This window comes from Pseudomonas sp. HN2-3 (assembly GCF_020691745.1).
Taxonomy (GTDB): domain Bacteria; phylum Pseudomonadota; class Gammaproteobacteria; order Pseudomonadales; family Pseudomonadaceae; genus Aquipseudomonas; species Aquipseudomonas capeferrum.
This window is the reverse complement of sequence record NZ_CP085704.1, coordinates 4,137,767-4,157,538: the sequence shown is the minus strand read 5'-3', so window position 1 is coordinate 4,157,538 and position 19,772 is coordinate 4,137,767. Positions and strand designations below refer to the sequence as shown.

Here is a 19,772-nt window from a genome sequence, read left to right as displayed (position 1 = left end):
CATGCACAGCACCGTCCGCCTGACCCTGATCACCCTTGCCCTGGGTTTGTCCGCGTGTACGGTGCATGAGCCTTACGAGCAGCCGGCGCCGCCGATCGAGCGGGTGCCGCCGCACCAGGGGCCGGTGGTCAAGCCGCTGCCGGGCGGGCAGCCTTCGACCTCGCCAAGCAAACCTGCGGCCACCCCCAAGCCGATGCCACGCACCTCTGCCAGCTTCGCCCCGCCGCCAGGGGGTGCCAGCCACTGGGACCCGAAACTGGGCGTATACGTGCTGGAGAAAAAGCCCAACACCTTCTATCGCCAGCGCACCTATTACCGCTACGACGGCGGCTGGAGCTGGTCGCTGAGCCCGGATGGCCCATGGCAGGGCACCGACAGCAGCGGTGTGCCAGGTGGCCTCGGGCGTGCCTTCGCCCAATAGGCATCAGAGATGCCCTCCCGGTACAGTACAGTTGCCTGCTCAATTACCGATTGACTGTACCGACCGCTGACTCCGCATAATGCCCCTTCGATCAGACGCGGAGGTGGCATGAGCAAGACAGTCCTGGTGTTGGTAGAAACCGTCGACGATTACCTGCCCTTGCTGGAACAGGCGGGTTATCGGCTGATTCGCGCCCCCTCGCCGCAACTGCGTGCCGATGCCATCCAGCGCCACGCCCATGAAATCGATGCTGTGCTCACCCGTGGCCCGCTGGGCCTGACTGCCGCAGAGATCGATGCGCTGCCCGCATTGCAGATCATCTGCGTGATCGGGGCCGGCTACGAGCAGGTCGACCTGGCCGCCGCCGCCGCCCGTGGTATTACCGTCACCAACGGCGCCGGGGCCAATGCCAGCGCAGTCGCCGACCATACCCTGGCCATGCTGCTGGCGCTGCTGCGCGACATTCCCCGTGCCGACGCCAGTACCCGCCGCGGCGAGTGGAACCGGGTAATCAGCCCTTCGGTGAGCGGCAAGCGCCTGGGCATTCTCGGCCTGGGCGCAGTGGGGCTGGCGATCGCCAAACGTGCCAACCTCGGCTTCGACATGAGCATCAGCTACCACAGCCGCACCCCTCGTCAGAGCGTGCCTTACACCTGGTACGACAGCCCGCTGCACCTGGCCGATGCCGTCGACATCCTGGTGGTGGCCACGCCTGGCGGCGCCACTACTCGTCATCTGGTCGATGCTGCGGTGCTTGAAGCCCTGGGTGCCGAGGGTTACCTGGTGAATATCGCCCGTGCCAGCGTGGTGGACACCCAGGCCCTGGTGGTGGCGCTGGCGGGCGGGCAGCTTGCCGGCGCTGCGCTGGACGTGTTCGATGACGAACCCGAGGTGCCCGATGCCCTCAAGGCCCTCGGCAACACCGTATTGACCCCGCACGTGGCTGGCCAGTCGCCAGAGGCTGCGCGGGACACGGTGATGTTGGTGCTGGGCAATCTGCAGGCGTTCTTCGCCGGCGAGCCGGTGCTGACCCCGGTACGCGACTGACCCTTTTCATTCAGGTGCCCGGCAGCGGCCCGGCCAACAAGGAGTGTGTGCATGCAACTCGAGATCTTCCAGGTCGATGCGTTTTCCGCTGAACCCTTCGGTGGCAACCCGGCGGCGGTGATCCCGCTGGAAAGCTGGTTGCCAGACGATGTGCTGCAACGTATCGCCGAAGAGAACAACTTGTCCGAAACCGCCTATTTCGTGCGCAACGGCGAGGGTTACGACCTGCGTTGGTTCACCCCGACGGTCGAAGTCGACCTGTGTGGCCATGCCACCCTGGCCTCGGCGTATGTGCTGTTCGAGCAGTTGGGTGAACAGGCGCCAGTGCTGCGTTTCAATACCCGCAGTGGCGAATTGCGCGTCAGCCGAGGTGTTGATGGGCTTTTGGCGATGGATTTTCCGGCCAAGCAGCCGGTGGCGGTGGAGGTGCCGGCAGGCTTGCTGGAGGCGCTGGGCTTGAGCGGTGCGCGGGCGGTGTACCAGTCCGACGACTATGTGGTGGTGATCGATGACGCCTCGCTGCTTGACCCGCTGAAGCCGGACTTCGTTGCGCTGTCGGCTTTTGCTGTGCGCGGTATCGCCGTGACTGCGCCGGGCCGCGGGTATGATTTTGTCACCCGTTGGTTTGGTCCGCGGGTTGGTGTGAATGAGGACCCGGTCACGGGGTCGGCGCATACCTCGCTGGCGCCGTTGTGGGCCGAACGGTTGGGCAAGGGTGTTTTGAGCTGTGAGCAGGGTGGGGCGCGCAAGGGGCAGCTGCGTTGCGAAGTGCCGGGCAATGGCCGGGTGATCATTAGCGGGCGGGGGGCGTTGTACCTGCGGGGGAGTGTGTTTATCTGAGTTGGGTGTGTGGGTTTAAAGGTGTAGGCCTTGGGGTTTGCAGCGCCTATGAAATCGAGCGCCGCCCGCGCGGCGCATCGCGACGCAAGGCCGCTCCTACATGTGTTTCGGGCCAGTTATTCCTGGGGTAATGGCGCGCGGCCTCTTGGTGCCCACCTCGATATCGCGTCGTACAAACAAGGCGGTCGCGCGCCAATGGCACAGGCCTCACTGGCCCGAAACAGATGTAGGAGCGGCCTTGCGTCGCGATGCGCCGCGCGGGCGGCGCTCGATTTCATAGGCGCTGCAAAACCCCAGACATGCACCTATAAACCCCAAAGCCATCCCCAGTCATTGTCTCTCGGGCGAATCTGCGGTCAATGCGCCAGCATGAAACACCGACTGCGCTTGCCAAACCTGTGCATTCCTGAGAAAAGGGCGGCTTTGATTTTTCAGCGTTGGAGCATGCCATGAGCAGCGAACTGCAGATCATCGACCTCGTCGACGGCGACGGCAAGGCCGCCGTCAAAGGCGCCCTGATCACCACTCAGTACACCGGCTGGTTGGCCGACGGCAGCGAGTTCGATTCGTCCTGGTCGCGCGGCAAGCCCTTCCAGTGCGTGATCGGTACCGGTCGGGTGATCAAAGGGTGGGACCAAGGCCTGATGGGCATGCGCGTTGGCGGCAAGCGCAAATTGCAGGTGCCTGCGCAGTTGGGCTATGGCGAGCGCAGTGTGGGGGCGATTCCGCCGCATTCGGACCTGACGTTTGAGATCGAACTGCTGGAAGTGCTGACGCGGGATGATTGAGTGATTGATGTGGTTTTCGGTGTGCAAACCTCAAGGCATGCACACCACCCCCGAAAATTGCGCAAGGAATACATATTTCAGCAACACCCATCCCCTAACCTAAGCCTTGCTCAAGGATCGGCAATCACACGCCAGGGAGGAACCAAACGGGTTGAAGGCACTCTGACTCTCACTCGTTGCCAAGGATGGCACTCACTACAAGGACGCCTCGCGGCTGCGGCGCCGGGCAAGGTGGCGGGTCAACTCGATTCTCTCTGCCACATGAGCCTGCCTTGATGAAGTTGCCAACGTTTCTCCGCCGTCGTCGCCACCTGCTGCTAAGCCTAGTGCTCACAGCTGTAGCCATACCGCTGGCGTTGGAAGCTGTCGAAAGCCGCGCCCAGCCGGCTGATGGCACGCAGACCCTGGTGTTTCTGCGCCATGCCGAGAAACCCGGCGAAGGGCTGGGGCAACTGAACTGCCAAGGCCTCAACCGTGCACTGGACCTGGCCACGTTGCTGCCGGAGCGTTTCGGCAATGCCGACTACGTATTCGCCGCCAACCCGTCGCGGCATGTCGAGGAAGGCAGCAAGGACGAGAGCTACAGTTATATCCGCCCATTGATGACCATCACCCCCAGCGCCATCCGCCTGGGCCTGCCGGTGAACATCGACTACGGCGCCAACGATACCGACGAGCTGGCCGAAGAACTGCTGAGCGACAAATACCGCAACGCGACGGTCTACACGGCCTGGTCCCACGGCTACCTCCCCGAACTCATCAATACCGTGGCCGGCAAGGCCCTGGGTGAAGAGCGGGTGATCACCGAGGACTGGAACGGCGATGATTTCGACACGCTGTACGTGCTGACCCTGACCTGGCACGACGGCAAGGCCAGCCTGCTCAGCCGCAACGTGCGCCAAGGCCTCAACGACGGCGCGCATAGCTGCCCGACCTGATCCGCTGTTACTGTCTTGGCAGGGAAGCCGAAGCAGGGGCACTGCAAGATGCAAAAAGTCACGATCATTGGCGGCGGGGTGATTGGCCTGGCGACAGCCTATGCGCTGGTGCGCGAGGGGCTGGCTGTGGACCTGATCGAGGCGCGGGACCGCCTGGCGTTTGCCACCAGTTTCGCCAACGGCGGGCAGCTGTCTTACCGCTATGTGGCGCCATTGGCCGACGCCGGTGTGCTCTGGCAGGCGTTGGGCTGGATGCTGCAGGGGGACTCGCCGCTGCGCTTGCGGTTGCGCCTGGACCCGGCGCAGTGGCGCTGGTTGATGGCGTTCATGCTGGCCTGCCGGCGCAGCGTCAACCGCCGCAACGGTGCACAACTGCTGACGTTGGCGCTGGAAAGCCAGGCCGCCCTGGCGCGTTGGCGCGAGGCCGATGGGCTCACCGATTTCGCCTGGCGGCGTAACGGCAAACTGGTCGCCTTCCGCAGCGAGCGGGCGTTCGCCCATGGGCGTGAGCGCCTGCTTGATCGGAGCAGCCAACGGGTGCTCGATGCTGCCGAACTGCGCGCCCTGGAGCCGGCATTGGCCGAGGCGCCGTTCGTGGGCGGGGTTCTGACGCCTGAAGAGGAAGTCGCCGACTGTCACCGTTTTTGTGAACGCCTGGCCGAGCGCTTGCGCGCATCCGGGCAGTGCCGGTTCCTGCTTGGCAGGCCCGTGACGCGGCTGATCGCCCATCAGGAGCAGGTCGTTGCGCTGCACCTGGGGGGCGAGCAGGTTGACGTTCAGCGCCTGGTGCTGTGCGCGGGCCATCGCAGTGCACGGCTGGCGCTACCGGGCTTGAGGCTGCCGGTCTATCCGCTGAAGGGCTACAGCCTGACAGCGCCGATCAACACGGAACATCGGGCGCCAGAACTCAGCCTTACCGACTACGAGCGCAAGATCGTCTATGCCCGCCTGGACCGGCAATTGCGGGTTGCAGCGATGGTGGACATCGTCGGCTTCGACGAATCGGTGGATGCGCGCAGGCTCCACAGCATGCGCCGGCTGGCACTCGATACGTTGCCCGATGCCGCCGACTACGGGCAGGCGATAGAGTGGGCGGGGATGCGGCCGGCGACCCCTACCGGGGTGCCGATCATTGGTGCTACGGCTTACCGAAACCTGTGGCTGAATCTGGGGCATGGGGCTCTAGGCTTTACCTTGGCCTGTGGCAGTGGGGAGCGGTTGGCCAGGATGTTGCGCTGACTGCACCGGCCACTTCGCGGGGCAAGCCCGCTCCCACAGGTATTTGCGCTGCGTTGGAGAATAGCGCACCTGTGGGAGCGGGCTTGCCCCGCGAAGTGGCTGGTCTTGACGAAGCCCCCTTACCGCCCGAAGCGCATCGGCCAGCCCACCACCTTCTTTACCCTCGGCGTGGCATAGGTGCGTACCTTGGAGGTACTCAAGCCCATGCGCACCAGCGATTCGGCAATGGTCACCGCTGCACTCACACCATCGACCACCGGCACACCGGTACGCTGGCGAATCTGCTCATCCAGCCCGGCCATGCCACCGCAACCCAGGCAGATGACCTCGGCCTTGTCCTCCCGCACGGCGCGTTCGGCCTGTTCAACAATGGCCTCGACGGCACGCTGCGGGTCGGCTTCAAGCTCAAGCACCGCCAGGCCACTGGCGCGCACCGAGGCGCAGCGGTCATACAGCCCAGAGAGCTTCAAGCGGTCCTCGATCAGCGGCACGGTGCGGTCCAGTGTGGTCACCACCGAGTAAGCATGGCCCAGGTACAGGGCAGTGCTGGCGGCTGCATCGGTGATGTCCACCACGGGCACGTTCAGCAGCTCCTGCAGGCCTTCGCGGCCGTGCTCGCCGTAGCCGGCCTGGATCACGGCGTCGTAGGGGCCCTCGTAGGCCAGCACCCGGTCCATCACCGCGATGGCGGCCAGGTAGCTTTCGAAGTTGCCTTCCACCGACTCGGCACCAAACCACGGGGTCAGCCCGATGATCTCGGTACCCGGCGCGGCAACGGCGCGTGCCTGCTCGGCGATGGCCTCGGTGATGGCTTCAGTGGTGTTGACGTTGGCAATCAGAATACGCATGGACGGTTCTCCCTGATCAGTGGCTGCTGTGGTCGACGGCGATGCACTCGCCGCTGACATCCAGGTAATGGCGGTTGCGTGGCGCGATCAGCAAATAGACGGCGGCAGCGATACCGGCACCGATCAACCAGGAGAACGGCGCCACGCTGTGGAAGTTGGGCACCAGTGCGAGGACGATGGCCAGCAGTGCGGCCGGCACGAAGGCGGCCACGGCGCGCAGGTTGATGCCCTTGGTGTAGTGGTAGGCGCCAGCCGGGTCTTCGCTGTACAGCTGCGGCACGTTGATGCAGCCTTTGCGCAGCAACCAGTAGTCGGCCATGATCACCCCGTACAGCGGGCCGAGCAGGGCACCGAGGCCCGACAGGAAGTACACGATCACCAGCGGGCTGTTGTATAGGTTCCAGGGCAGGATCAGCACCGCAAGGGTGGCGCTGATCAGGCCGGCACGGCGGAAGTTCAGGTGGCGGGGTGCCAGGTTGCTGAGCACGAAGGCCGGGGCGACGAAGTTGGCCATGATGTTCACCGCCACCGTGACGATCAGGAAGGCCAGGCAGCCCAATACCAGGAACGGTGTGCTGGGGATGCTGGCGACGATCTGGGTCGGGCTGTCGATGATCTGGCCGTTGATCTGGAACTGCGCGCCGCACAGCACCACGGTGATCATCGCGAACACCAGGATGTTCACCGGCAGGCCCCAGAAGTTACCGACGCGGATGGTCTTGCGGCACGGCGAAGAACGCGCGAAGTCGCAGAAGTTGAGCACCAGAGTGCCGTAGATCGCCAACCACAGCGCACCGCCCGCAAAGATGTTGCGCCACATCTCGTAGCCGGTCAGGGGCGCTGCCACCGACCAGGCGATGCGCGCGTCGGCCTTGAAGTACATGAACACCGCCAGGCTGGCCACGGTCAGCAGAATCACCGGGCCGGCAAAGGCCTCGTAGCGGCGCACCATCTCCATGCCGTAGGCGAGGATCACCAGCTGCACCAGCCAGATCGCCACGAAGCACACCCAGCCCAGGCTCGACAGGCCAAGGATGCTGTCATGGTCGTACACGGCCAGTTGCGGCCACACGGCCGTAAGCAGCACGCGCAGCACCACCGAGGCCAAGTAGGTCTGGATACCGAACCAGGCAATGGCGATGACTGCGCGGATCAGCGCCGGTATCTGCGCGCCGTGGATACCGAAAGCGATGCGGCTGATGACCGGGAACGGTACGCCGGTCTTCTGCCCCATGTAGCCGGACAGGTTCATGAAGAAGTACACCAGCGCAGCGCCGATGCCCAGCGACAAGAGGATCTGCCAGCCGCCCAGCCCCAAGGCGAACAGCCCCATGGCGAAGGAGTAGTTGGCGATGTTGTGCACATCGTTGGTCCATAACGCGAAGATGCTGTAACCGCCCCAGCGCCGGCCTTCGAGGCGTGTCGGGGCAAGGTCGCGGTTGTGCAGGCGCGGGCTCAGGTCAAGTGCTGGCGCAGGCCCGGCAAGGGTGGACGCGGGGTTGCTGCTGGCGACGGAAAGTTCAGGGGCAAGGTTGAGGCTGGTACTCATTCCGGCAGGCTCCTGATGCACGTGGACTGCGATGAGCGGGCAATGCGCACGGGCTCGCCATCTCGTCGGTGCAGCATTGGCATCACTGGGTTCTGGGCGCGGCGGCCGGGTTCTGGTCGGCGTCGCGAGTTCTTGTGTATTTATGTTTTGCTCAACTTGTATACAAAACATGAACACACAAAAGCCAGTTCCATGCCAGGCGAATAGCGACATCGAAGTTGCCACTATTTTGAATCTATCTTGTTGAACGGTAAGTTAATGAAATAACGTCGATATAAGTTGACCATTTGAACAGCTATTATTTTTGCGTGCACTTGTTAGTTGATCAAATGGTCAGAAATGGCGCTGAAAAGGTTGTAACGTATTGGGGCAGGGCTGAGAAAAGTGCACACAAAAATGGCACCTAAGGTGACATTCTTGTGTACAAAAAATAGTCAGCTTTCCACTGTGGCTTTCTTTAGGCCGCAGATTCAATCCATCGGCGGCAGGCGTCGCTTCACCGGGCTTTTCTTGATGATCGCGGTATTGGTCTCGGCCAGCACATTGATCCGGTCGAGCAGGGTGTCGAGCTGTTCCATCGAGCGCACATGCAGGCGGGCAATGAAGCAGTCCTCGCCGGTCACCTTGTCGCACTCAGTGAATTCGGGCAGCGCAATGATTTGCCGCTCCACTTCCTGCAACTGCCCCGGCAGCGGGCGGATACGGACGATCGCCTGCAGTTGATAACCGAAGCTGCGCGGGTCGACATCCACCGTGTAACCGCGCAACACACCGCGCTCCTCCAGGCGGCGCAAGCGTTCGCTGACGCTGGGGGCGGACAGCCCGCTGATCTGCGCCAGGGCCTTGAGCGAACGCCGCGAGTCTTCCATCAGTGCATTGATCAGCAGTTGGTCGATTGCATCGGTCATGCTTCACCTCGTCAGGCTGTTCGATTGATTTGCCTTGATAGTAAAGGCAGGTTGGCTGATACGCCTTTTATATCCGCTGGAAGGTCACCCTCCGACCTTTGCATACTGTTGCCATCGTCAACGGGAGGTGTGAGATGGACAGTTCATTGCGCCGTGGCTCGCTGGAAATGGTCGCTGCCATGCTGATTTCCGGGACCATCGGCTGGTTCGTGCTGGTGTCGGGCCAGCCGGTGCTCGATGTGGTGTTCTGGCGGTGTGTGTTCGGCACCGGCACGTTGCTGGTGATCTGTGCAGCCTTGGGCTTCCTCAAGCCGGGGGTGATCGGCCGCACCGCATTTTTGCTGGCGATTGCCAGCGGCGTGGCCATCGTTGGCAACTGGGTGTTGTTGTTCGCCTCCTATTCGCGCGCTTCGATTGCCATCGGCACGGCGGTGTACAACGTGCAGCCGTTCATCCTGGTGGGGCTGGCAGCGGTGTTTCTGGGGGAGAAGATCACCCTGGCCAAGGTCACCTGGCTGAGTGTCGCCTTCCTTGGCATGTTGGCTATCGTCAGTGCCCACGGTGCGGGGCAGGGCAGTGGCGAGGATTACTTGTTGGGCATCGGCCTGGCGCTGGGCGCGGCGTTCTTGTATGCAATCGCTGCGTTGATCATCAAACGCCTCAAAGGCACGCCGCCGCACCTGATCGCCTTGATCCAGGTGGCAACCGGTGTGCTGCTGCTGGCGCCGTGGGTCAAGCTGGGCGGTCTGCCTGGCGAAACTTCGGCATTGGCCAGCCTGGTGACCCTGGGTATCGTGCACACCGGGGTGATGTATGTGCTGCTGTACAGCGCCATCCAGCGTTTGCCTACGGCACTGACCGGCGCGCTGTCGTTCGTTTACCCGATTGCCGCGATCCTGGTCGACTGGGTGGCCTTCGGGCATCGGCTGGCACCCCTGCAATGGCTCGGCGTGGCGCTGATTCTGCTGGCGGCGGCGGGGATGCAGCAGGGCTGGTGGTTCCGCCCTGCGCGGGTTGCAGTCAAGCATTGAGGAGGCGGACAAGGGTAGAATGCCGCTTTTTCCAGCTTGCGACCCGCCATGACCTCGCCGATCCAGACCCTCGAGCAACACCTGCTCACCGCCCTCGACCCCGCCCCGCAGGAAACCCGCCGGTTGTTCCACGGCCGCGGCCGCTGCTGGCCGGGCCTTGAGCAAGTGACTGTGGACTGGCTCCAGGGCGTGCTGTCAGTAGCGCTGTTTCGCGAGCCGCCGGAGGGCCAACTGGCCGAGCTGGAGGGCATGCTGCAGAGCCTGGCCCAGCGCCCGCAATGGGCCGGTCAGGCCATCCTCATCCAGCACCGCTACCTGCCGGACAGCCCCGGCCAATGGTTGCTGGGCGAGCCCTGCCAGCAGCGCGAGGTGGTCGAGGATGGCTTGACCTACCTGCTGGACCTGGGCGTGCGCCAGAACAACGGCCTGTTCCTGGACATGCGCTATGGCCGGCGCTGGGTGCGCGAGCAGGCGGCGGGCAAGCGGGTGCTCAACCTGTTCGCCTATACCTGTGGTTTTTCGCTGGCGGCCATCGCCGGTGGCGCCGAACAGGTGGTGAACCTGGACATGGCCAAGTCGGCGTTGTCCCGCGGGCGCGACAATCACCGGCTCAATGGCCACGATGCGTCGCGGGTGGCGTACCTGGGGCATGAATTGTTCAAATCGTGGGGCAAGGTGCGCAAGTACGGCCCTTATGACCTGATCATCATCGACCCACCGACCTTCCAGAAGGGCAGCTTTGTGTTGACCCAGGACTACGCGAAGATCTTGCGGCGCTTGCCCGAGTTGCTGAACGAGGGCGGCACGGTGCTGGCGTGTGTGAACGACCCGGCGATCGGCCCGGAATTTCTGATCGAGGGCATGGCCGAGCAGGCGCCAACGTTGGCCTTCGTCGAGCGGCTGGAGAACCCGCCGGAGTTTCCTGATGCGGACCCAGCGGGGGGCTTGAAGGCCTTGGTATTCCGCCAGGCCTAAGTCTTCCTGTAGCGCCCCTTCGCGGTTTCCCCGCAAAGGGGCCGGGCGTGCCTGCATCAAGCAGTAACGGCGCGTACCGGCAGCGGATACACCTGGGCAAAGCTCACCTTCTCGGTCTGGTCCACACGTTTCTTGAGCCGTTCATTGAACGCCCGGCTAACTGCATACTGCCCGCCGGAAATGGTACGGAACTGCGCCGTCAGGACAAACCCGTTCAAGTCCATGCGGTCCACCCCGAACACTTGCAGCGGCCCCTGCAGGTTGATGCGCAGCAGCGGGTCGTGGCTGATCGACTGCCCCACCTCGTGGATTAGCGCCAGCGATTCATCGACGTCGCTGTCGTAAGTGAACTGCACCGAGAAGAACGCATAGGCGAACTGGCGCGACTGGTTGGTGACTGCCTTGATCTGGCCGAACGGCACCGAATGCACGAACCCCTTGCCGTCGCGCAGGCGCAGGGTGCGGATGGTCAGGCTTTCGACGGTGCCGGCGTGGCCTGAGTCGAGCACTACCCAGTCACCGATCGAGATGGTGTCTTCGATCAAGATGAACAGCCCCGTGATCACGTCCTGCACCAGTTGCTGCGAGCCGAAGCCGATGGCCAGGCCGATTACCCCGGCACCGGCCAGCAGCGGTGCGACGTTGATGCCCAGGTTGGCCATGGTGGTGATGGTGCAGATGACGATCAGCACCACTTTTACGGCATTGCGCAGCATCGGCAGGATGGTCCGCACCCGGGTACTCGGCTGGCGCGCCGCGCGGCGCCCGACCGCGGGTTTCAGCGCTTCCTGGATGGCGGTGTCGAGGACCACCCACAGCAGCCAGGTCACCAGCAGAATCAGGCCGATGCTCGACAGCGAATTGCTGATAGCCTGGCCCAGGCTGTTGCTCAGGGCGAAGCCGATCACCGAAACGCCCCAGATGCGCCCGAGCAGCTCGATGAAAGCCACCGCCATGGCGATGCGCAACAGCGCGTGGGCGAGGCTGCGCAGCAGTTCCTTGTAAGGCCGAACCCGTTGCCCGGCATCCGCTTCGCGGGGCGCCAGCAGGTGCTGCAGCAAGGTGCTGAGAAACACCGTGGACACCAGCAGCACGGTAGTCAGCAAAGCCTTTTGCAGCGCCTTCTGGCTTTCTTCGCCGGCGCCGATCAGGTGAATCGCCGAGACCAGGATCATCAACAGGATCGGCAGGTACCACAGCACCGAGAAGATCCGCAGGGTTTCCTGCACGGCCCGATGTTGCACGCGGTCCTTGAGCGCACGGTTGCGAATCAGATGGGCCACCGGGCGGCGCAGGCGGATCACCAGGCTGGCGAAGATGAACGTGGCGGCCAGGCCGGTGAACACGGCGATGCTGGCGGTGATGTTACCGCCCAACTGGCGGGCGATCTGCGGGCTGGTCAAGGCATCGCTCCAGGCCGCCAGGAAGCCGATCAGAAACAGCGGTCGCGGGGCCAGGCGCTTGATCACGGCCACGGCAGGGCGCTTGTGGCCGGCATCAAACAACGTAATCAAGCACAGGATGATCGAGGTCGAGAACAGGCCGCTGCTGGTGGCGTAGGCCAGGCTCAGGCCTAGGGCACGGGCTACCGAGGGGTCGAGGAAACGGCTGATGTAGAGGGTCAGCGGCAGGCTGGCCAGCGCCGGCAGGGTATAGGGCAGCAGGTAGCCGAGCAGGCTACTGGCGCGCTGGCGCTCGTTCAGCCATGGGGTGGCCGAAGCGCGCTTGCTGAGCCAGCGGCCGAGGCTGGTAAGCACCGCGAAGCTGGCGGCCCAGGTGAGGGTCAGCAAGATGAAGTTGCCCGCCAACTGCAGCGAATCGCTGGCCGAATGGCGGTCGACCAGGCGTTCCATTTCCTTGGCGGCACGGTCGGTGCGCAGGCGCCAGGCATCGACCAGGTGGGCATCGAGGTCGAGCTCCTGGGCGGCGCTGTCCAGGCCGTCGGCCAGGGCGCCGAGCAGCCCGCCTTGCAGGACCGGTTCCGGTTCGGTGGGTTGTTCTTCGGCAGGTGCAGGGTCTGCAGCCAGCAGATGGGTGCTTAGCAGGCAGCCGAGCAGCAGGGTGGAGAGGTAACGCAGCACTGGAGTACTCCTTCGGCCGGGGTGAGCGGGGCAGGGTTACTCAAGGAACTGATTGGTGGGGGTGGGGAAAGTTCGATGGGGTGTGTTGCCAGCACCGGCCTCTGCGCGGGTAAACCCGCTGCCACAGAGGCCGACACTGGCTGGGTCAATTACTGATTGGTGTAGATCTGGTCGAACACGCCCCCGTCGTTGAAGTGGGTTTTTTGCACGGTGCGCCAGTCACCAAAGGTCTTCTCCACCGACAGGAAGTCCACTTTCGGGAAGCGGTCGGTGTACTTGGCCAGCACTGTCGCATCGCGTGGGCGCAGGTAGTTGTTGGCCGCGATTTCCTGGGCTTCTGGCGACCACAGGTACTTCAGGTACTCCTCGGCCACTGCCTGGGTACCTTTCTTCGCCACCACCTTGTCGACCACGCTTACCGGTGGCTCGGCTTCGGCGGACACACTTGGGTAGACCACTTCGAACTGGTCGCGGCCGAATTCGCGGGCGATCATTTCGGCTTCGTTCTCGAAGGTCACCAGCACGTCGCCGATCTGGTTGGTCATGAAGGTGGTGGTGGCGGCGCGGCCACCGGTATCAAGGACTGGCGCCTGCTTGAACAGCTTGCCGACGAAGTCACGGGCCTTGGCCTCGTCACCGCCTTGCTTGAGCACATAGCCCCACGCCGACAGGTAGGTATAGCGGCCGTTACCCGAGGTCTTGGGGTTGGGCACTATCACCTGCACGCCGTCCTTGAGCAGGTCGGGCCAGTCTTTCAGTGCCTTGGGGTTGCCCTTGCGCACGATGAACACGGTGGCCGAGGTGAACGGCGCGCTGTTGTTCGGCAGGCGGGTCACCCAGTTGTCCGGCACCAGTTTGCCGTGATCGACCAAGGCATTGATGTCGGTGGCCATGTTCATGGTGATGACATCGGCCGGCAGGCCATCGATGACTGCACGCGCCTGCTTGCTCGAACCGCCGAAGGACATCTGCACGTTGACCTTCTCGTTGTGCTCGGCCTCCCAGTGCTTCTGGAACGCTGAGTTGTAGTCCTTGTAGAAGTCACGCATCACGTCGTAGGAGACGTTGAGCAGGGTCGGGGCCGCCTGGGCGAAGTTGCCCAGGGCAAGGCCCGCGGCCAGCAGCGAAGCAGTGAACAGTTTTTTCACGACGCATTCCTTGTTCTTGAACAGTATTGGGCAGAGTGCCAGCGACTATAGCGGGTGCCTTGCTGCTGTTTAAAGAACAAAAAACGCTTTGGTTATTCCCGCTTGGGAAACAGCGCATTGCCACAACGCGAGCAGAATGCGGCGCCGTGTTCGTGGCTGTTCTTGCGGCAGGTGGGGCAGTCATGCTGCAACTGCTCCCCGCGCATGGCATTGGCCAGCTCGGCGGTGAAAATCCCGGTGGGTACGGCAATGATCGAATAACCGGTAATCATCACCAGCGACGACAGCACCTGCCCCAGCGGCGTCTTCGGCACGATGTCGCCGAAGCCCACCGTGGTCAGGGTGACGATCGCCCAGTAGATGCCCTTGGGAATGCTGGTAAAGCCATGCTCCGGCCCTTCGATCACGTACATCAAGGTGCCGAACACGGTCACCAGGGTCGACACGGTGACCAGGAACACGATGATCTTCTGCTTGCTGCCGCGCAGCGCCGCCATCAAGTAGTTGGCCTGCTTGAGGTACTGGCCGAGCTTGAGCACGCGGAAGATCCGCAGCATGCGGATGACCCGGATGATCAGCAGGTATTGCGCGTCGCTGTAATAGAGGGCGATGACTCCAGGGACGATCGCCAGCAGGTCGACCAGGCCGTAGAAGCTGAAGGCGTAGCGCAAGGGTTTGGGCGAGCAGTACAGGCGCGTCAGGTATTCGGCCAGGAAGATCGCGGTGAAACCCCATTCGATGCCCGCCAGCAGGCCGGCGTAGCCCTGATGGACAGCGTCGATGCTGTCGAGGATCACCGTGACCAGGCTGGCGAGGATGATCAGCAGGAGGGTTTTGTCGAAGCGTCTTCCAGCCACGGTGTCGGTCTGGAAGACGATGATGTAGAGCCGCTCGCGCAGGCTCGCAGGGTTGTTCATTGGCTCGTCCACAAAGCGATAAAGAAAGCGATGGGCTGAGCCTAGGGGCTGCGTTTCAGCTGTGCAAGCGGGATGCATTGCGCCGCTGATTGAGTTGAGCCAGGTAGTTGCCCAGGTGCATGAGCCAGCAGGCTGTGACGAAGGGGGCGGTCAGCCCGGCCACCGGCAACAAGGCGAACAGGGGTTGCAGCAGCAGGGCCAGTGCAATCGCCAGCAGTGTCACCCCTGGGCGCTCGCCCTGCCTGCTGAACGCCAACGCTGCCAATGCGGCGTTGAAGCCGTACAAACCCATCCAGGCTACCTGCGCCTGGTCGGTCAGTAATGCGACACCAGCGCCGATGGCAGAGCCGATCACCGCCCAGGTTGCTGCATAAGGATTTGCAAGGTACATGCCGATGACGATCAGCAGGCCCGCCATTGGCTTGTCGAGCAAGAACACCTGGCCCACGCCACGCAGCAGCGCAGACAGCGGGTCGGCTTCGACAGGGAGTGCGGCCGAGGGCTCGGCCAGCAGCAGGGTACCCCAGCCGAGAAGGACGAAGGGGGCGGTGTAGGCGACCAGCAACTTGCCGCCGCGCTTGCGCCACTGGTGGGTGATGATGCTCGACAGCCCGCCAGCGGCAATGATCAGCGGCGGCAGGATGGCCGACCATGGCAGCACCGCACTGATCAGGATGCCGATCAGCACGCCGTTGTAGCAGTACAAGCCGGCCTGGCGGTCGGCGCGGTCGTAGCCGCGCCGTTGTGCGGTGAGCAGGCCGGCGAGGGCGCCGAGCAGGGCGCCACCGACCAGGCTGGGGGCGGTCAGCAGGATGGCCAGCAGGCAGCACAGGCCGCACAGGGGGTTGCGCAGCAGCAGCACTTGGCTGAAGCCGTTGAGCAGCGCCGTCGCCCAGTCAGGGCACGGGTTGACGAAATTTTTGGTGTACATGGGGCAGTCGGTAAGGTTGAGGGTTGAGCGGTGGGCCTCTTTGGGCCTCGGGTTGTCCGCAGGTCTGGTGTAACGGTGTTCGGGGAGGGCTTTGCCCTCCATTCGCGGGGCAAGCCCGCTCCCACAGGCGCAAGGCAATTGAATGCCATGCAGTCCCTGTGGGAGCGGGCTTGCCCCGCGAAAGGGCCCGGGATCAGACCAAGGTCTCGATCCGTAGCGTATTAGTCGAGCCTGGCTTGCCGAAAGGCACACCAGCGGTGATCAGCAGCGTGTCACCGCGGCTGGCCATGCCTTGGGCCTGGGCAATCTCCAGCGCGGTCGAGCAGATCTCGTCAACCTGGCGCAGGCGGTCGTTGACCACCGAGTGCACGCCCCAGGCCACGCTCAGGCGGCGCGCGGTGTTCAAGTTCGGCGTCAGGTTGAGGATCGGTGCCCGTGGTCGCTCGCGGGCGGCGCGCAGGGTCGAGGCGCCCGACTCGCTGTAGTTGACCAGCACCGCCACCGGCAGGATGCCGCTGATACGGCGGATCGCGCAGCTGATGGCGTCCGACACGGTGGCCTCGGCTTTTGGCCGGCCAACGTCGAGCTGGGCCTGGTAGTCCGGGCCGTTCTCCACCTGGCGGATGATCTTGCTCATCATCTGCACGGCTTCCAGCGGGTAATCGCCCGACGCAGTCTCGGCCGACAGCATCACCGCATCGGCACCTTCGGCCACGGCGTTGGCCACGTCGGTGACTTCGGCGCGGGTCGGGGCTGGCGAGAAGCGCATCGACTCAAGCATCTGCGTGGCCACCACCACCGGTTTGCCCAGCTGGCGGCAGGTGCCGATGATGCGCTTCTGGATCTGCGGCACGCTTTCGGCCGGCACTTCCACGCCCAGGTCGCCACGGGCCACCATGATCGCGTCGGACAGCTCGGCGATCGCTTGCAGCTGTTCGACGGCGGACGGCTTCTCGATCTTGGCCATCAGGTAGGCGCGGTCACCGATCAACTGGCGCGCTTCGGTGATGTCTTCCGGGCGCTGCACGAACGACAGGGCCACCCAGTCCACGCCCAGTTCAAGGCCAAAGGCCAGGTCGAGACGGTCTTTTTCAGTCAGCGGGGAGAGCGCCAGCACTGCTTGCGGCACGTTGACGCCCTTGCGGTCGGACAGCTCGCCACCGGCCAGCACTTCGGTGTCGATGGCATCGCTGTGCTTGGCGGTCACCCGCAGGCGCAGCTTGCCGTCGTCGAGCAGCAGGTCCATGCCTGGCTCTAATGCGGTGATGATCTCCGGGTGTGGCAGGTTGACCCGGCGGTTGTCGCCCGGGGCTTTGTCCAGGTCCAGGCGCAGGGCCTGGCCGCGCTGCAGTTGCACCTTGCTTTCGGCAAAGCGGCCAACGCGCAGCTTCGGCCCCTGCAAGTCCATGAGGATGCCCAGCGGGTAGTTCAGTTGCTGCTCGACTTCGCGGATCCACTGGTAGCGCATGGCGTGGTCGGCGTGCTCGCCGTGGCTGAAGTTGAGGCGGAAGATGTTCACCCCGGCTTCGACCAGCTGGCGGATGTCGTCGATACCCTGGGTCGCAGGGCCGAGGGTGGCGAGGATTTTGACTTTTTTATCAGGCGTCATGATTGCGGAGTCTCGAGGATCAGGATGGCGCGGAAGTCGTTGACGTTGGTGCGCGTCGGCTCGGTGACGATCAACGCATCGAGCGCGGCGAAGTAGCCGTAGCCGTTGTTGTTGTCCAACTCGTCGCTGGCCGAAAGGCCCAGGGCTTCGGCACGGGCGTAGCTGCCCGGGGTCATGAAGGCACCGGCGTTTTCTTCGGAGCCATCGATGCCGTCGGTGTCGCCGGCCAGGGCGTACACGCCTGGCAGGCCCTTGAGGTTCTCGGTGAGGCTGAGCAGGAACTCGGCGTTGCGCCCGCCACGGCCGTTGCCGCGCACGGTGACGGTGGTTTCGCCGCCAGAGAGGATCACGCAAGGCGCCTTGAGCGGCTGGCCGTGCAGCACGATCTGCCGGGCAATACCGGCATGCACCTTGGCCACTTCGCGCGATTCGCCTTCCAGGTCGCCGAGTATCAGCGGGCTGAAACCGGCCTGGCGGGCTTTGACCGCAGCGGCTTCCAGCGACTGCTGGGGCTTGGCGATCAATTGGAAATGGCTGCGAGCCAGGGCCGGGTCATCGGCCTTGACGGTTTCCGAAGCCGGGTTGTTGAGCCAGTCGATAACCGCCTTGGGCGCGTCGATGCTGTAGCGCTTGAGGATGGCCAGGGCGTCGGCGCTGGTGCTCGGGTCGGCGACGGTGGGGCCGGAGGCGATGACGGTGGCCAGGTCGCCAGGCACATCGGAAATCGCATAGGTGTAGACGGTGGCCGGCCAGCAGGCTTTGGCCAGGCGGCCGCCCTTGATCGCCGAGAGGTGCTTGCGTACGCAGTTCATCTCGCCGATGGTGGCGCCAGACTTGAGCAGTGCCTTGTTGATGTGCTGCTTGTCGGCCAGGGTCAGGCCCTCGGCAGGCAGGGCCAACAGGGCGGAACCGCCGCCAGACAATAGGAAGATGACGCGGTCGTCTTCGTTCAGGTTGCTGACCAGTTCCAGCACGCGTTTGGCCACGGCCAGGCCGGCGGCATCGGGGACCGGGTGGGCGGCTTCGACCACCTCGATCTTCTGGCAGTTGGCGCCGTGGCCGTAGCGGGTGACGACGAGGCCGGACACTTCGCCCTGCCAGCTTTTCTCGACCACTTCGGCCATGGCCGCTGCGGCCTTGCCAGCGCCGATGACGATGACCCGGCCGCTACGGTCGGCGGGCAGGTAGGGTTCGAGGACTTGGCGCGGGTGGGCGGCGGCGATGGCTGTGTCGAACAGCTCGCGAAGAATTTTTTGCGGATCGACCGACATGGCAGGCTCCCAATTATTGTTGTTCTGCAGAATCGAAAACGCCCCTGGAACTGCCTCCGTGCAGGCCGAACCAGGGGCGGTCCCCAGAGCTGCAAGCTTCAAGCTACAAGCCACAAGTAAAAGCAGACCTGCTTTTGCTTGCCGCTCGAGGCTTACAGCTTGAAGCTTATTTCTCGTCGCGGATCGAGAAGTTGGCCATGTGCTCCAGGCCTTTGATCAGCGCCGAGTGGTCCCAGTTGCCGCCGCCCAGGGCCTGGCAGGTGTTGAACACTTGCTGGGCGTTGGAGGTGTTGGGCAGGTTGATGCCCAGCTCCTTGGCGCCTTGCAGGGCCAGGTTCAGGTCCTTCTGGTGCAGGTTGATGCGGAAGCCTGGGTCGAAGGTGCCTTTGATCATGCGCTCGGCGTGCACTTCGAGGATTTTCGACGAAGCGAAGCCGCCCATCAGTGCTTCACGCACCTTGGCAGGGTCGGCGCCGTTCTTGGCGGCGAACAGCAGCGCTTCGCTGACGGCCTGGATGTTCAGGGCGACGATGATCTGGTTGGCGACCTTGGCGGTCTGGCCGTCGCCGTTGCCACCCACGCGGGTGATGTTCTTGCCCATGGCTTCGAACAGCGGCAGTGCGCGCTCGAAGGCTTTCGGGCAACCGCCGACCATGATGCTCAGGGTCGCAGCCTTGGCACCGACTTCACCGCCGGACACCGGGGCGTCCAGGTAGGCGGCGCCAGTGGCCTTGATCTTCTCGGCGAAGGCCTTGGTGGCGGTAGGGGAGATCGAGCTCATGTCGATCACTACCTTGTTCGGGCCCACACCTTCGGCCACGCCGTTTTCACCGAACAGGACGGCTTCGACCTGTGGGGTGTCCGGGACCATGACGATGATGAACTCAGCTTCCTGGGCAACTTCTTTCGGGTTGGCCAGGGCCACGGCGCCGGCGGCGATCAGGTCGGCCGGGGCAGCATCGTGGTGGGTGGAGACGAACAGGCTGTGACCTGCTTTTTGCAGGTTCTGAGCCATGGGCTTGCCCATGATGCCGGTGCCGATAAAACCGATTTTAGCCATGAGAGATTACCTCGTTGTAGTTGTTGAATCTCGATGGAGCAGGCGACGCGTCCCATTGTAGGAGCGGCCTTGCCGGGGCGCCGGACCGGTCGGAAAGGGGGCGCAGCGCCCCCAGAATTTCGGCCACAGCAAAGATTGCCGGGGCTGCTGCGCAGCCCATCGCGACGCAAG

18 protein-coding genes are annotated in these 19,772 nt (G+C 63.8%); 8 read left to right on the top strand and 10 right to left on the bottom strand.

Annotated features, from left to right (window positions below; translation table 11 throughout):
- The first annotated feature begins 1 nt into the window (after position 1).
- From LJX93_RS18775 to LJX93_RS18750, 6 genes are all read left to right on the top strand, one after another.
- On the top strand, positions 2 to 421 hold the full coding sequence (locus LJX93_RS18775; protein ID WP_033699422.1) for a hypothetical protein: 420 nt from the start codon (positions 2 to 4) through the stop codon (positions 419 to 421).
- Between the two features lie 108 nt (positions 422 to 529).
- Positions 530 to 1,468: a 2-hydroxyacid dehydrogenase gene (locus tag LJX93_RS18770; RefSeq protein WP_033699420.1), complete on the top strand. Its 939-nt coding sequence runs from the start codon at positions 530 to 532 to the stop codon at positions 1,466 to 1,468.
- A 51-nt stretch (positions 1,469 to 1,519) separates the two neighbouring features.
- A complete protein-coding gene (locus LJX93_RS18765; RefSeq protein WP_047583654.1) occupies positions 1,520 to 2,308 on the top strand; it encodes a PhzF family phenazine biosynthesis protein in 789 nt (262 codons plus the stop codon).
- A gap of 449 nt (positions 2,309 to 2,757) precedes the next feature.
- Positions 2,758 to 3,096 carry an FKBP-type peptidyl-prolyl cis-trans isomerase gene (locus tag LJX93_RS18760; protein WP_033699418.1) on the top strand — a complete coding sequence of 113 codons (339 nt, stop codon included), beginning with the start codon at positions 2,758 to 2,760 and terminating at the stop codon, positions 3,094 to 3,096.
- Positions 3,097 to 3,371: 275 nt separating this feature from the next.
- A complete protein-coding gene (locus tag LJX93_RS18755; protein WP_033699417.1) occupies positions 3,372 to 4,034 on the top strand; it encodes a hypothetical protein in 663 nt (220 codons plus the stop codon).
- Between the two features lie 48 nt (positions 4,035 to 4,082).
- Positions 4,083 to 5,273, top strand: a complete 1,191-nt coding sequence (locus LJX93_RS18750; RefSeq protein WP_095063715.1) for a D-amino acid dehydrogenase — start codon at positions 4,083 to 4,085, stop codon at positions 5,271 to 5,273.
- Positions 5,274 to 5,392: 119 nt separating this feature from the next.
- Here the strand turns inward: LJX93_RS18750 and LJX93_RS18745 are convergent, their stop codons facing one another.
- The 3 genes from LJX93_RS18745 to LJX93_RS18735 form a co-directional block, all read right to left on the bottom strand.
- On the bottom strand, positions 5,393 to 6,121 hold the full coding sequence (locus LJX93_RS18745; RefSeq protein WP_033699415.1) for an aspartate/glutamate racemase family protein: 729 nt from the start codon (positions 6,119 to 6,121) through the stop codon (positions 5,393 to 5,395).
- Between the two features lie 16 nt (positions 6,122 to 6,137).
- Complete coding sequence (locus tag LJX93_RS18740) at positions 6,138 to 7,670, bottom strand: NCS1 family nucleobase:cation symporter-1 (RefSeq protein WP_047583651.1); 1,533 nt, start codon at positions 7,668 to 7,670, stop codon at positions 6,138 to 6,140.
- 470 nt (positions 7,671 to 8,140) lie between these two features.
- Entirely contained in the window at positions 8,141 to 8,578 is a 438-nt protein-coding gene (locus LJX93_RS18735) for an Lrp/AsnC family transcriptional regulator (protein WP_033699412.1), read from the bottom strand.
- Between the two features lie 134 nt (positions 8,579 to 8,712).
- Here LJX93_RS18735 and LJX93_RS18730 point away from each other — a divergent pair, with 134 nt between their 5' ends.
- Both LJX93_RS18730 and LJX93_RS18725 read left to right on the top strand, forming a co-directional pair.
- A complete protein-coding gene (locus LJX93_RS18730; RefSeq protein ID WP_033699411.1) occupies positions 8,713 to 9,609 on the top strand; it encodes a DMT family transporter in 897 nt (298 codons plus the stop codon).
- A 48-nt stretch (positions 9,610 to 9,657) separates the two neighbouring features.
- Positions 9,658 to 10,584: a class I SAM-dependent methyltransferase gene (locus tag LJX93_RS18725; protein ID WP_033699409.1), complete on the top strand. Its 927-nt coding sequence runs from the start codon at positions 9,658 to 9,660 to the stop codon at positions 10,582 to 10,584.
- A gap of 56 nt (positions 10,585 to 10,640) precedes the next feature.
- Here LJX93_RS18725 and LJX93_RS18720 read toward each other — a convergent pair whose 3' ends face one another.
- The 7 genes from LJX93_RS18720 to LJX93_RS18690 form a co-directional block, all read right to left on the bottom strand.
- Entirely contained in the window at positions 10,641 to 12,665 is a 2,025-nt protein-coding gene (locus LJX93_RS18720) for a mechanosensitive ion channel family protein (protein ID WP_047583649.1), read from the bottom strand.
- A 149-nt stretch (positions 12,666 to 12,814) separates the two neighbouring features.
- Positions 12,815 to 13,813 carry a sulfate ABC transporter substrate-binding protein gene (locus tag LJX93_RS18715; protein ID WP_095063713.1) on the bottom strand — a complete coding sequence of 333 codons (999 nt, stop codon included), beginning with the start codon at positions 13,811 to 13,813 and terminating at the stop codon, positions 12,815 to 12,817.
- A 92-nt stretch (positions 13,814 to 13,905) separates the two neighbouring features.
- Positions 13,906 to 14,730, bottom strand: coding sequence for an ion transporter (locus LJX93_RS18710; protein WP_033699404.1), 825 nt, complete (start codon positions 14,728 to 14,730; stop codon positions 13,906 to 13,908).
- A gap of 55 nt (positions 14,731 to 14,785) precedes the next feature.
- Positions 14,786 to 15,661, bottom strand: coding sequence for an urea transporter (locus LJX93_RS18705; protein WP_033699402.1), 876 nt, complete (start codon positions 15,659 to 15,661; stop codon positions 14,786 to 14,788).
- A gap of 193 nt (positions 15,662 to 15,854) precedes the next feature.
- Positions 15,855 to 17,270: a pyruvate kinase gene (gene pyk, locus LJX93_RS18700; RefSeq protein ID WP_227696283.1), complete on the bottom strand. Its 1,416-nt coding sequence runs from the start codon at positions 17,268 to 17,270 to the stop codon at positions 15,855 to 15,857.
- Positions 17,267 to 18,541 carry a glycerate kinase gene (locus LJX93_RS18695; RefSeq protein WP_033699399.1) on the bottom strand — a complete coding sequence of 425 codons (1,275 nt, stop codon included), beginning with the start codon at positions 18,539 to 18,541 and terminating at the stop codon, positions 17,267 to 17,269. The genes pyk and LJX93_RS18695 overlap by 4 nt, the downstream gene beginning before the upstream one ends.
- A 166-nt stretch (positions 18,542 to 18,707) precedes the next feature.
- On the bottom strand, positions 18,708 to 19,601 hold the full coding sequence (locus tag LJX93_RS18690) for a 2-hydroxy-3-oxopropionate reductase (protein ID WP_033699398.1): 894 nt from the start codon (positions 19,599 to 19,601) through the stop codon (positions 18,708 to 18,710).
- Positions 19,602 to 19,772 lie beyond the last annotated feature (171 nt).

Coding starts and splice junctions, on each gene's coding strand:
- LJX93_RS18775 (WP_033699422.1), top strand. CDS start 2: ATGCACAGCACCGTCCGCCTGACCCTGATCACCCTTGCCCTGGGTTTG.
- LJX93_RS18770 (WP_033699420.1), top strand. CDS start 530: ATGAGCAAGACAGTCCTGGTGTTGGTAGAAACCGTCGACGATTACCTG.
- LJX93_RS18765 (WP_047583654.1), top strand. CDS start 1,520: ATGCAACTCGAGATCTTCCAGGTCGATGCGTTTTCCGCTGAACCCTTC.
- LJX93_RS18760 (WP_033699418.1), top strand. CDS start 2,758: ATGAGCAGCGAACTGCAGATCATCGACCTCGTCGACGGCGACGGCAAG.
- LJX93_RS18755 (WP_033699417.1), top strand. CDS start 3,372: ATGAAGTTGCCAACGTTTCTCCGCCGTCGTCGCCACCTGCTGCTAAGC.
- LJX93_RS18750 (WP_095063715.1), top strand. CDS start 4,083: ATGCAAAAAGTCACGATCATTGGCGGCGGGGTGATTGGCCTGGCGACA.
- LJX93_RS18745 (WP_033699415.1), bottom strand. CDS start 6,121: ATGCGTATTCTGATTGCCAACGTCAACACCACTGAAGCCATCACCGAG.
- LJX93_RS18740 (WP_047583651.1), bottom strand. CDS start 7,670: ATGAGTACCAGCCTCAACCTTGCCCCTGAACTTTCCGTCGCCAGCAGC.
- LJX93_RS18735 (WP_033699412.1), bottom strand. CDS start 8,578: ATGACCGATGCAATCGACCAACTGCTGATCAATGCACTGATGGAAGAC.
- LJX93_RS18730 (WP_033699411.1), top strand. CDS start 8,713: ATGGACAGTTCATTGCGCCGTGGCTCGCTGGAAATGGTCGCTGCCATG.
- LJX93_RS18725 (WP_033699409.1), top strand. CDS start 9,658: ATGACCTCGCCGATCCAGACCCTCGAGCAACACCTGCTCACCGCCCTC.
- LJX93_RS18710 (WP_033699404.1), bottom strand. CDS start 14,730: ATGAACAACCCTGCGAGCCTGCGCGAGCGGCTCTACATCATCGTCTTC.
- LJX93_RS18705 (WP_033699402.1), bottom strand. CDS start 15,661: ATGTACACCAAAAATTTCGTCAACCCGTGCCCTGACTGGGCGACGGCG.
- pyk (WP_227696283.1), bottom strand. CDS start 17,270: ATGACGCCTGATAAAAAAGTCAAAATCCTCGCCACCCTCGGCCCTGCG.
- LJX93_RS18695 (WP_033699399.1), bottom strand. CDS start 18,541: ATGTCGGTCGATCCGCAAAAAATTCTTCGCGAGCTGTTCGACACAGCC.
- LJX93_RS18690 (WP_033699398.1), bottom strand. CDS start 19,601: ATGGCTAAAATCGGTTTTATCGGCACCGGCATCATGGGCAAGCCCATG.